The 11,906-nt window shown below is 46.1% G+C and carries 9 protein-coding genes and 1 pseudogene; 4 read left to right on the forward strand and 6 right to left on the reverse strand.

The genetic code is table 11. The features are described 5' to 3' along the window. Positions 1-6 precede the first annotated feature (6 nt). Together AK966_RS15475 and hemN are read left to right on the forward strand one after the other, a co-directional pair. Positions 7-495, forward strand: a complete 489-nt coding sequence (locus AK966_RS15475; RefSeq protein ID WP_119464494.1) for a DUF2489 domain-containing protein — start codon at positions 7-9, stop codon at positions 493-495. Between the two features lie 183 nt (positions 496-678). Then, the gene (gene hemN, locus AK966_RS15480) at positions 679-2,070 is read left to right on the forward strand and encodes an oxygen-independent coproporphyrinogen III oxidase (protein WP_099079144.1); all 1,392 of its coding nucleotides are present in this window, start codon (positions 679-681) and stop codon (positions 2,068-2,070) included. A gap of 68 nt (positions 2,071-2,138) precedes the next feature. Here hemN and add read toward each other — a convergent pair whose 3' ends face one another. The 6 genes and pseudogenes from add to glnA all read right to left on the reverse strand — a co-directional run bounded on the left by add (position 2,139) and on the right by glnA (position 8,851). Next, the gene (add, locus tag AK966_RS15485) at positions 2,139-3,143 is read right to left on the reverse strand and encodes an adenosine deaminase (RefSeq protein ID WP_099079145.1); all 1,005 of its coding nucleotides are present in this window, start codon (positions 3,141-3,143) and stop codon (positions 2,139-2,141) included. 146 nt (positions 3,144-3,289) lie between these two features. Then, positions 3,290-3,915 (reverse strand): annotated as a pseudogene (locus AK966_RS20460) (EAL domain-containing protein); the annotation flags it as partial. Positions 3,916-4,022: 107 nt separating this feature from the next. Beyond that, positions 4,023-5,426: a nitrogen regulation protein NR(I) gene (glnG, locus tag AK966_RS15495; RefSeq protein WP_099079146.1), complete on the reverse strand. Its 1,404-nt coding sequence runs from the start codon at positions 5,424-5,426 to the stop codon at positions 4,023-4,025. A gap of 61 nt (positions 5,427-5,487) precedes the next feature. Beyond that, entirely contained in the window at positions 5,488-6,534 is a 1,047-nt protein-coding gene (glnL, locus tag AK966_RS15500) for a nitrogen regulation protein NR(II) (protein WP_119464495.1), read from the reverse strand. Positions 6,535-6,663: 129 nt separating this feature from the next. Beyond that, positions 6,664-7,245, reverse strand: a complete 582-nt coding sequence (locus AK966_RS15505; protein ID WP_119464496.1) for a DUF4124 domain-containing protein — start codon at positions 7,243-7,245, stop codon at positions 6,664-6,666. Between the two features lie 196 nt (positions 7,246-7,441). Beyond that, positions 7,442-8,851, reverse strand: a complete 1,410-nt coding sequence (gene glnA / locus AK966_RS15510) for a glutamate--ammonia ligase (protein WP_099079149.1) — start codon at positions 8,849-8,851, stop codon at positions 7,442-7,444. A 528-nt stretch (positions 8,852-9,379) separates the two neighbouring features. Here glnA and typA point away from each other — a divergent pair. Further along, complete coding sequence (gene typA / locus AK966_RS15515) at positions 9,380-11,212, forward strand: translational GTPase TypA (protein ID WP_099079150.1); 1,833 nt, start codon at positions 9,380-9,382, stop codon at positions 11,210-11,212. A 140-nt stretch (positions 11,213-11,352) separates the two neighbouring features. Further along, positions 11,353-11,886 carry an AAA family ATPase gene (locus AK966_RS15520; protein WP_119464497.1) on the forward strand — a complete coding sequence of 178 codons (534 nt, stop codon included), beginning with the start codon at positions 11,353-11,355 and terminating at the stop codon, positions 11,884-11,886. Positions 11,887-11,906: the final 20 nt, after the last annotated feature.

Raw genomic sequence — 11,906 nt, forward strand, 5'->3', positions numbered from 1 at the left:
TAATTCATGAACGTAACCTTATTAGCGATTGCGGGTGCAGTGATTATTATCGCGCTGGCTTCATATGCAGGTTACCTTCTGCTTCAATTGAAAAAGCAAAAGGAATTGCAGCTGAAGCATCAAAAATTGGCAATCGACAAGCGTAACGCCAATATTTTTGAGAGCGTGCATATTTTGTGTCAGGCTGGCATTCAGGGGCAGTGTGATTTGTCTGAAATCAGCATCCGTGTTTACAACATCATGGACTATGTCCAAGGTGACGATCGGGTGGATTTTGATAAAACCTATCCTGCAATTTCTGAGCTTTTTCATATTGTAAAAGATATGGCGCGCGGGGAAGACCGCCAGCAGCTCGCCAAGAAAGAGCGTATGCAACAAAATTTGATGCGTCATAATGCGGAAAGTCGCTTAACTGATGCGATCATTGAAGAACTCAAAATATTGCAGAAAAACGTCCAACCACTGAATAACCAAATTAATATTCAGATGATCTAATTGTTACACCCGGTGGTTTCCTTTAACCTCCGGGGTATCGTGATCACGCTAGCACTTCTTTGGTTTTATACTTAAAAAGCGGTTAGCGGTTACCTTTGTTCCCACTGTCGTGTGGCAAAATAACGGTTTCTGAATATCGGGTGACAGTTTTCGTTGCCCTAGCATTTTACGGAAAGTACCACCATGTCGAATCAACACTCTGAATCGAAACAGCAAATCGTCTGGGATCAAGCGGTATTGGATAAGTACAACTATTCCGGTCCTCGCTACACGTCGTACCCAACAGCGCTGGAGTTTCATGAAGCATTTACCATCTCGGACTACGATATGGCATGCACTCAGTACTCAGATCGTCCGTTATCGCTGTACGTTCACATTCCGTTCTGTCATAAGCTTTGCTATTACTGTGGCTGTAATAAAGTGATTACTCGCCATTCGCACAAAGCCGACGAATATCTCGATGTGCTTGAGCATGAGATTCGTCAACGCGCCGCATTGTTGGTTGGACGCAAGGTAACTCAGCTGCACTTTGGTGGTGGTACGCCAACGTTCCTGTCAGAAAAGCAAATCACTCGCGTGATGAACCTATTACGTGCAGAGTTTAGCTTCAGTGTCGACGCTGAGATAAGCATTGAAGTTGACCCACGTGAAATCGAGCTATCCATGCTCGATCACCTGCGTGGTGAGGGCTTTAACCGTTTAAGCATTGGCGTGCAGGACTTTAACAAAGAAGTGCAGCTTCTTGTAAACCGTGAACAAGATGAAGCGTTCATCTTTGCGATGGTGGCTCGTGCGAAAGAGCTTGGTTTCCGCTCGACTAACTTGGATTTGATTTACGGTTTACCTAAGCAAACCAAGGATTCCTTTGCTAAGACGCTTGAGCAAGTGTTAGAAATGCAGCCGGGTCGTTTGTCTGTGTTTAACTACGCACATATGCCACAACTGTTTGCTGCGCAGCGCAAGATTAAAGATGAAGACCTACCAAAAGCGGAAGAGAAGATGGCGATCCTACAAGACACCATCGCAACGCTTACTGGCGCTGGCTACCAGTTTATCGGCATGGATCACTTTGCGATGCCGGATGATGAACTCGCTGTGGCGCAGCGTGACGGTATTTTGCACCGTAACTTCCAAGGCTATACTACTCAAGGCGAGTGTGATTTGGTTGGCTTCGGCGTTTCAGCGATTTCAATGATCGGTGATGCTTATGCGCAAAACCAGAAAGAGCTGAAGAAGTACTACGCGCAGGTGAATGAGTTGCGTCATGCGCTGTGGAAAGGCGTGTCACTGGATGCGGATGATTTACTGCGTCGTGAAGTGATTAAGCAGCTGATCTGTAACTTCAAGCTAGACAAAAAAGCGATCGAATCTGAATTTAAAGTTACCTTTAATCAGTACTTCAAAGAAGATCTACAGCTACTGCAAACCTTCATCAATGATGGTCTAGTGGAAGTGGATGACAATGAAATTCGCGTTACGCTACGTGGTCGTCTGTTGATCCGCAATATCTGTATGTGCTTCGATAAGTACTTAAGAGCGAAAGCGCGCCAGCAGCAATTCTCTCGAGTAATCTAAACTACGCCACGTAGAGCAAATACAAAAATGCCAGCAGATGCTGGCATTTTTTATGTCTTTCGTTGTAACTAAACGCGATCTTTTACTTTTTCTTTTAGCTCAGATTTCTCTGCTTCTGACAAGAATGCAAGGTCGAGGCCGTTGATTTGTGCTTGGCGAATTTGTGCTTGGGTTAAACCTGCGGCTGGTGCCGCGACTTCGTATTCGTATGGTAATTCGATGCCCTCAACCGCTGGGTCGTCAGTGTTTAGACACGCAAGTACGCCATGGTCTAGGAACGGTTTGATAGGGTGGTTTGCCAGTGACTCAACCGTACTGGTTTGGACGTTCGATGTTAGGCAAGACTCAATACCAATACGGTTTTCCGCAAGGTAATCCATCAGCTTAGGATCGTGAATTGCCTTCACGCCGTGACCAATGCGGGTGGCACCAAGTTCATTGATTGCTTGCCACATGCTTTCTGCACCAGCCGCTTCACCTGCGTGAACGGTAATGTTTAAACCTGCGTCACGTACTTGTTTGAAGTGAGAAACAAAGCGTTCGCCAGGTTGACCAAGTTCGTCACCCGCTAAGTCGACAGCGACAATGTGATCTTTCTGGCTAAGGATGGCATCCAGCTCTTGTTGGCAAGCATCAGTACCAAAAGTACGGCTCATGATACCGATCAGGTTCGTTTTGATGCCGAAATCGCGCATACCAGCCTGAACACCATCAACAACAGCTTCGACTACGCCTGCAACGGGTAGTTTGTGTTTCATTGCCATGTAGTAAGGAGAAAAACGCAGTTCGGCGTAATCAATTTGTGCGTTCAGCGCATCTTCTACGTTTTCGTAAGCAACACGGCGACATGCGTCTAGATCACCCAGAACTGCGACGCCCCAGTCAAGTTTAGAAAGGAAAGCAACCAGCGATGGTTCTGCTTCGACAATCTGAACGTGTGGGGTTAAAGATTCAATATCGTAAGCGGGTAGAGCAACACCAAACTGTTGGCCAAGCTCGAGAATGGTCTTAGTACGAATGTTACCGTCAAGGTGACGGTGCAAATCAGTTAGGGGAAGATTCTTAGTTATCATTATGTCGATCCGAATGTTGTGAACAGGAACAAAGCCCCCGAATTATCAGTGATAATGCATGGGTAAGATTTGCAGTTAAGTATAATGAACAGTTAGCTAGATTGTCAGTAGAGGTTGACTATGAAAGCAACGATTTTAGCTCTTTTCTACTTTATGTTAACGAAATTCGGTGGCCATTCTTCTATCGGCAAAGGACGGCGGCAATAAAACCCTTGAACTTGATTACCGGCCAATGAGCTAAGCAGTAGAGCTGCATGGCATTCTCCACCCTCTCCGCCACTACGTACGCTTTCAGGCTTTTCGTGATACTTATGATGGTGGCCACCACAGAGCTACCTGAGTCCTCTTTGCTTAGTCGGGTGATGAAGGTGCGGTCTATCTTTAAGCATGTGAATGACAGGGTGTGCAGATAGGCCAAAGATGAATATCCAGTGCCCAAGTTGTCAATCGCAGTACCCAGCCCCATTTCACGCAGTTTCATCATACTGTCCAAGGTGGTTGGTAGTGATGGGTAAACTCACGGTTATCAATTTCGGTTTGAGTTTGGGTCACCATTTTCGTGCGGAATTTTTATGCGCTCGCCATCTCTGGATGATAATCGCATCCCCGTTTGTGTATCTTGCTTAGTGTCACTGAGAGCAATGCTTGCATTACGTAACCAGAGTGGCATGTTTTGTCTTGCATGAGTTTGTACGACACCAATGGATACTTTGATAAACACAGCCTCACATTCCAGCATAAAAGGTGAAGCAACGAGTTGAGTAAGCATTTTTCCATTAAGCTAATCACACAAGGGATGGAGGTCTGCGATTGTACTGACGTTTGAGCTATCAAGCGAGTCGAATAATATTCGCTTGATAACTATTTCTTACATTGTCGTTAGTACAATTCTTTTAATTTTCTGGTTAGTGTATTGCGACCCCAACCCAGTACTTTCGCCGCATCTTGCTTGTGACCTTTAGTGTGTTCTAGCGCGGCTTCCAATAGAATGCGTTCAAACTCTGGTAAGGCGTAAGACAGCAACTCTTTATCTCCTGCAGCCAAAGCATGACGCGCCCATTTAGACAATTGCTCTTGCCAACGGCCATGTTCCGAATCTGTCGTGATCTTTTTCTCTTCCAGTAACTCTGGTGGTAGATCGCTCGGAAGGACTTCACTGCCACTTGCCATCACGGTCAGCCAACGACAAATATTTTCCAGTTGTCGCACGTTCCCTGGCCAAGCTAAACGATTGAGGATCTCAACGGATGATGGGTGTAGAGTTTTGGTTTCAACACTGAGTTCATCGGCGGCACGCACTAAGAAGTGTTGAGTCAGCTTTTCGATATCTTGTCGACGTTCGCGAAGTGCGGGAATTTGTACGCGAATAACGTTGAGACGATGAAACAAGTCCTCACGAAAATCGCCATTGTGGACCAGTTTTTCTAAGTTTTGGTGAGTGGCGGCGACAATCCGGACATCAACGCTGATCGGAGAATGCCCACCGACGCGGTAGAACTGTCCATCAGCAAGTACGCGTAATAATCGAGTTTGAATATCTAACGGCATGTCCCCAATTTCATCTAAGAATAAGGTGCCACCGTTGGCTTGTTCGAAGCGCCCTTGGCGCACACTATTGGCACCAGTAAATGCGCCTTTTTCATGACCAAACAGTTCGGACTCAATCAAGTCTTTAGGAATGGCGGCCATGTTGAGGGCAATAAAAGGTTTATTCGCTCGTGGACTATGGCGATGTAAAGCATGAGCGACAAGTTCTTTACCCGTACCTGATTCGCCATTAATTAATACCGAGATTGATGAGCGAGACAGTCGACCAATGGCTCGAAACACTTCTTGCATTGCAGGTGCTTCACCAATGATCTCTGGCGCATCAGCAGGTACATCGTCAGGCAGTAAATGCTCACGCTTGTTCTCTTGGCTATGGGCGATTGCCCTTTCTACAAGTGTGAGTGTTTCATCAATATCAAAGGGTTTCGGTAGATATTCAAACGCTCCTTTTTGGTACGCATTGACGGCTGCATCGAGATCTGAATGTGCTGTCATGATGATAACAGGCAGATCAGGGTAATTCTGTTGCAGTTGCTTAAGCAGTTCTAGGCCATCAATGCCTGGCATTCGAATATCAGACACCAATACATCAGGGACTTCACGTTCGAGCGCCATTAGTACGCTCTCCCCATCGGCATAGGTTTCACATTTGATATTGGCCGAAGAGAGGGTTTTCTCCATCACCCAGCGAATTGAACTGTCGTCATCAACGACCCAAACATATCCTTTACTCATGTCATAAATCCTTGCAGCAAAAGGCCTAATTACTGACGAATACTCAAGTTATAGAGGTTGGTCAGATTGGCAAATAAATCGTAAAATTGGTGTGGCCCGGCCAGCTCTCGACATCAATCTTGCCGCTATGCTGGTCGATCAAGTTTTGTGAAATAGACAACCCAAGTCCAGTGCCCCCCTCACGGCCGCTGACCATAGGGTAGAACAGGGTATCTTGTAGTTCTGGTGGTATTCCCGGACCATTGTCAGTGATTTCAATGCGAGCGGCGAGTTTACAACGCTGACCATGAATGTTCGCTTGGTGCACCGTTCTGGTGCGAATTGTGATTTTTCCATGTTCTTGGCGAGACAGAATCTGCGCTGCGTTACTGACGATGTTAAGCATGGCTTGCTCGATTTGATCGGCATCCATCAATATTTCTGGCAAGCTCGGATCGTAATCTCGTTCAATCACGACATTATGCTGAGACTCCAGCTCAACCAGTTGGCGAACTTTTTCCAAAACTTGATGAAGGTTCTTTTCGCTTTTCTTGCCCGGTTTTTGTGGGCCTAGTAGGCGATCAACGAGTGCTCTTAAACGGTCGGCTTGCTCAATGATGATATGGGTGTATTCCTGTAGTGAGGGATCTGGCAACATTTTTTGTAAGAGCTGTGCGGCTCCGCGCAGGCCACCGAGTGGGTTTTTAATTTCATGAGCAAGCCCTCGAACCAACAGCTTGGCGGCTTGCTGTTGCGCGTGTTGATTGAGCTCTTGCGTCAGACGACGTTGCTGATCGATTTTACGCATTTCTACTAGTAGCATCAGCTGTTTTTGCCAAGTGATCGGGCTAACGGTGACTTCTAACATTAAAGGGCGCCCATCGACGACAAAAGTGACGTCACTGTCGGTAATGCTTTGGCCGCTTTGTAATGGTTGTGTAAGTAGGGCTAAGTCCATCGAAGCATGTTGGATAAGTTGCGATAGCGGCTGATCGATAATGCGTTTGGCACTTTGAGAGAATAGTAGTTCAGCGGCAGGGTTGGCATGGCGAATAGCCAACTCATCATCAAGAATCAGTGTTGCTGTCACCATGTTATTGAGAATGGCGCAGGAGAGGCTGGTATCCACATTACGTCCTTGTTTGCGTTGTGACTGTGCGTTGCACTACATTGGTGCAATAGAGCGTAAGTATGGCGAATAATTCTCAGAAGAAAAAGCGAAAAGCGTGGTTAGAGTTCGTTTTTTTCACTAAATATTCTATTTTGCCCCTTTAATGGTCGGCTTGATACTTGCTCTATGTAAATGCACCGTTATAGGGCTAGTAGATGCAATAAGCTTGCCGCTTCGCTTCGCTTGCACCGCAAGGGTGTGGGTGCCTCGATCAATATTGTTCAGCTGCCAAGTTAAACGGTGTTGTGGCACGCCATGGGGCTTACCATCAAGGAAGAGTTGCAACTGTTCGTCAATACCTAATTTACGGTTGGCCTTGAGCTGAATGTGGATGATTCCTTGATTACTGCGAATGGTTTCATCATGCTGAGGGGCGAGCGTAGCGAGGGAAAGCGGTAAAGGCTTGTCTGTTTTTGGTTTATCATTCGCTTGTGGTACAGGGCGTGTTTTTTTTTGAGGAGCGAGAGACTCGGTATTTTCCACTCTAGGTGCAGGTGAAGTGGATTCGAGGTTTGGTAGAGAAATGACTTGCGCACCTTGGTTTGGTGTATCACTGAAGTGCACCTGCCCCTCTTTATCAACCCAAGTGTAAGCCACTTGGGCCAATGAAGCCGTGGTAATTAGCAAGCTGCTGATCGCGCATAGCGATGGTAAAAGCTGAACTTTCATTGCCCACCTTCTTCTGATCGATGATTTCACGTTTTGGTTGCTTACGCTTTGACTCATAAGAAAAAGAGTTTGAGTGTATTTCCGTTATTCCTCCATGTTAAACACCCTAGTTAGTCGAGCGAATACAAAAAAGGCCCACCTGCGAGGCGAGCCTAATATTTAGTAACCTGTGTTTACACCTTACACAGCGAGGGTCTTATACTGAGTAGTATAGTTCGAACTCAAGTGGGTGAGTCGCCATGTTGATACGCTCTACATCTTGAGATTTCAGTGCGATGTAAGAATCGATGAAGTCATCAGAGAATACGCCACCTGTAGTTAAGAACTCGCGATCTTCGTCAAGTGCTTTTAGTGCCACTTCTAGAGACTCTGCCACTTTTGGAATTTCTGCCGCTTCTTCTGCTGGTAAGTCGTACAAGTCTTTGTCCATCGCTTCACCTGGGTGAATCTTGTTCTTGATACCGTCAAGACCAGCCATTAGTAGACATGCAAACGCTAGGTATGGGTTTGCTGCTGGATCTGGGAAGCGAGCTTCTATACGACGCGCTTTCGGGCTTGGTACCACAGGGATACGGATAGAAGCACTACGGTTACGAGCAGAGTAAGCTAGCATAACTGGTGCTTCAAAGCCTGGTACAAGACGTTTGTATGAGTTCGTTGATGGGTTAGCAAACGCGTTGATAGCGCGAGCATGCTTGATGATACCACCGATGTAGTAAAGTGCAGTTTCAGATAGACCACCGTACTTGTCGCCAGCAAATAGGTTAACACCATCTTTTGCTAGAGATTGGTGAACGTGCATGCCGCTGCCGTTATCACCAACAAGAGGCTTAGGCATGAATGTTGCCGTCTTACCAAATGCGTGAGCTACGTTGTGTACCACGTATTTGTAGATTTGGATTTCGTCCGCTTTAGCCGTTAGTGTGTTGAAACGCGTCGCGATTTCGTTTTGACCTGCCGTTGCTACCTCGTGGTGGTGAGCTTCTACAACTAGGCCCATCTCTTCCATGACTAGACACATTGCAGAGCGGATGTCTTGAGATGAATCCACTGGTGCGACTGGGAAGTAACCGCCTTTCACGCCTGGACGGTGACCTTTGTTACCACCTTCGATTTCAGTACCGGTGTTCCAAGCTGCTTCTACGTCGTCGATCTTGAAGAAAGAACCAGACATGTCGTTAGAGAATTTCACATCGTCAAATAGGAAAAACTCTGGCTCAGGACCGACAAGAACAGTGTCTGCGATACCCGTAGAGCGCATGTAGTCTTCAGCACGTTTAGCGATTGAACGTGGGTCACGATCGTAACCTTGCATTGTTGCAGGCTCAAGAATGTCACAACGAACGTTTAGCGTTGCGTCTTCTGTGAATGGGTCAAGCACTGCAGAAGATGCGTCTGGCATCATCACCATATCTGACTCGTTGATACCTTTCCAGCCCGCTACTGAAGAACCATCGAACATCTTACCTTCTTCGAAGAAGTCTGCGTCGATTTGGTGAGCAGGGATAGAGATATGTTGCTCTTTACCTTTCGTATCAGTAAAGCGTAGGTCAACAAACTTAACTTCGTTTTCTTGGATCAGCGATAGAACGTTTTCTACTGACATCTTGGATAACCTCCAGTGTTAATAAAGCGGTAAACTCGATTGATGAATCGTTGATAAAATCCAGCATTGATTAATCTGTTTGACATATCGTTAATCGATGCTTGTTTATCTAAAGCCAAAACCGTGCCAAAAAAAATATTACTGTATTTTCAGTGCCTTGTGGTTTTTGGTGCTCATTTGGTGCAAACCTTTGCACCAAAATGATCTAATGATGCACAGGTTTGGTGCGTCAAACTAGTGTTGCACCATCATGTGACAAAATTATTGTTCATTCAGCCTGTTTTTTGAGCGTTGGTCAATTTCTATTAACGGTGATGGGGATAAAATTGAGCTGAATCAATCCGCTGTACATCAGAAAGTGAGCGTTAAGCGTAAATTTGACAGAAATGCTCGGGAGTAGATCACATATTTCTATGCTTTTTGCTAAAATCTGGTACATTATGGCCGTTTTTTTAATCAGCAAATGTCACCTAGAGAGCACCCGTTCTCAGTGTGGGGGCATTTCATCTATCTAAGTGAATCAAATCCATGGCTACTCCACAGATTGATAAATTAAGAAATATCGCGATCATCGCGCACGTTGACCACGGTAAAACAACACTGGTTGATAAACTACTACAACAATCAGGTACTCTAGAGTCTCGCGGCGAAGCTGAAGAGCGAGTCATGGACTCAAACGACATCGAAAAAGAACGTGGTATTACCATTCTTGCTAAAAACACAGCAATTAACTGGAATGATTACCGCATCAACATCGTTGATACTCCGGGACACGCGGACTTCGGTGGTGAAGTAGAACGTATCATGTCGATGGTAGACTCAGTACTACTTATCGTAGACGCAGTTGACGGCCCAATGCCACAAACGCGTTTCGTTACACAAAAAGCATTCGCGCATGGTCTTAAGCCAATCGTTGTAATCAACAAGATTGACCGTCCTGGCGCACGTCCTGATTGGGTTATGGACCAAGTGTTCGACCTATTCGACAACCTAGGTGCAACGGATGAACAGCTAGACTTTAAAGTGGTTTACGCATCAGCACTAAACGGCTGGGCGACGCTAGAAGAAGGCGAAACTGGCGAAAACATGGAACCACTGTTCCAAACTATCGTTGATCAAGTAGAAGCGCCAAATGTTGACCTTGACGGTCCACTACAGATGCAAATCTCTCAGCTAGATTACAGCTCATACGTTGGTGTAATCGGTGTGGCTCGTGTAACTCGTGGTACAGTGCGTCCTAACCAACAAGTGACTATCGTAAGCGCTGATGGTAAGAAACGTAACGGTAAAGTGGGCACAGTAATGGGCTACCTTGGCCTAGAACGTCATGACATCGAGCAAGCTAACGCAGGTGACATTATTGCGATCACAGGTCTTGGCGAACTTAAGATCTCTGACACTATCTGTGACGTGAACAACGTTGAAGCGATGATTCCGCTTTCTGTTGATGAACCAACAGTAACCATGACGTTCCAAGTAAACACTTCACCGTTCGCGGGTAAAGAAGGTAAGTTCGTTACTTCACGTAACATCCTTGAGCGTCTACAAAAAGAGCTTGTTCACAACGTTGCTCTACGCGTTGAGGAGACGGATAACCCAGATCGCTTCCGCGTATCAGGTCGTGGTGAACTTCACCTATCTATCCTGATCGAAAACATGCGTCGTGAAGGTTTCGAGCTAGCGGTATCTCGTCCTGAAGTAATCATCAAGCGTGATGAAAATGGTAACCTAGAAGAACCGTTTGAAACGGTAACTATCGACGTCATGGAAGAAAACCAAGGCGGTATCATGGAAGCTATCGGTCTTCGTAAAGGCGAACTGACTGATATGTCTCCAGATGGCAAAGGCCGTGTTCGTATGGACTTCATGATGCCTTCTCGTGGTCTGATTGGTTTCCAAACAGAATTCATGACACTGACTTCAGGTTCTGGTCTTCTTTACCATACGTTTGATCACTACGGCCCACACAAAGGCGGTACGATCGGTCAACGTAACAACGGTGTTCTAATTTCGAACGCAACAGGTAAAGCTCTGACTTACGCACTGTTCAACCTTCAAGAACGTGGTCGTTTATTTGCTGAGCACGCGGATGAAGTATACGAAGGTCAGGTTATCGGTATTCACAACCGTTCAAACGACCTAACAGTAAACTGTCTGAAAGGTAAGCAGCTCACCAACGTTCGTGCATCAGGTACTGATGAAGCGCAGGTTCTTACTCCAGCAATCAAATACACGCTAGAGCAAGCACTGGAGTTCATCGATGATGACGAACTAGTAGAAGTAACACCTGAAAGCATCCGTATTCGTAAACGTCACCTGACAGAAAACGATCGTAAACGTGCTTCACGTGATGCAAAGTAATCCTCTAATCTAGGTTAGTTGATATCAGAAAGCCCTAAGCCGCACTGCGACTTAGGGTTTTTTATTGCCTGATTCTCACCGATTCCGTATGACGACAGAATCGGTGAGAGATCTTAGATCGATGAGCAATGAGGTCATGAGTGAAACCCATCATCATTACTGGCGGACCGGGAGCCGGAAAAACCACACTTGTTAAGGCTCTGTCTGAATTTGGTTATGCCACTTTTGAAGAAGCGTCTCGTCGGTTAATTGCCGAGCAAAGTCGTATTCCTAATGGAGTGCTCCCTTGGACGAATTTGCCGGCGTTCGCTAAGTTATGTCTTGCATTGATGAGGAAGCAAAAACATCAGGCTTTGTGTCATGAGATTGCTTTTGTTGATCGCGCGATCCCAGATATCGCCGCATACTTGAAAATCGGCGGTTGTAGTGTGGAGAGAGCCTTTGCTGTTGAGGGGATAGGCTACCATCACCTGGTATTTGCCTGCCGACCTGAAGCGGCTATTTATGTGCAGGATGAGGTTCGTCCACACCGTTTTGAGGAAGCACTGCAGATTCATCAGACGTTAGTCGATACTTATGCAGGACAGGGTTACCAAGTGGTCGATGTGCCATGGGGAACGGTAGAAGACAGAGTCGCTTTTATTCGGCGTGCTAGTGGGTTGCTTGGGCGATAAGAAAATGAACCCCTCCTCAC

The organism is Vibrio sp. PID23_8 (assembly GCF_003584965.1).
In the GTDB taxonomy this organism is placed as follows: Bacteria; Pseudomonadota; Gammaproteobacteria; order Enterobacterales; family Vibrionaceae; genus Vibrio.

Coding starts and splice junctions, on each gene's coding strand:
- glnA (WP_099079149.1), bottom strand. CDS start 8,851: ATGTCAGTAGAAAACGTTCTATCGCTGATCCAAGAAAACGAAGTTAAG.
- add (WP_099079145.1), bottom strand. CDS start 3,143: ATGATAACTAAGAATCTTCCCCTAACTGATTTGCACCGTCACCTTGAC.
- AK966_RS15475 (WP_119464494.1), top strand. CDS start 7: ATGAACGTAACCTTATTAGCGATTGCGGGTGCAGTGATTATTATCGCG.
- AK966_RS15505 (WP_119464496.1), bottom strand. CDS start 7,245: ATGAAAGTTCAGCTTTTACCATCGCTATGCGCGATCAGCAGCTTGCTA.
- hemN (WP_099079144.1), top strand. CDS start 679: ATGTCGAATCAACACTCTGAATCGAAACAGCAAATCGTCTGGGATCAA.
- typA (WP_099079150.1), top strand. CDS start 9,380: ATGGCTACTCCACAGATTGATAAATTAAGAAATATCGCGATCATCGCG.
- glnG (WP_099079146.1), bottom strand. CDS start 5,426: ATGAGTAAAGGATATGTTTGGGTCGTTGATGACGACAGTTCAATTCGC.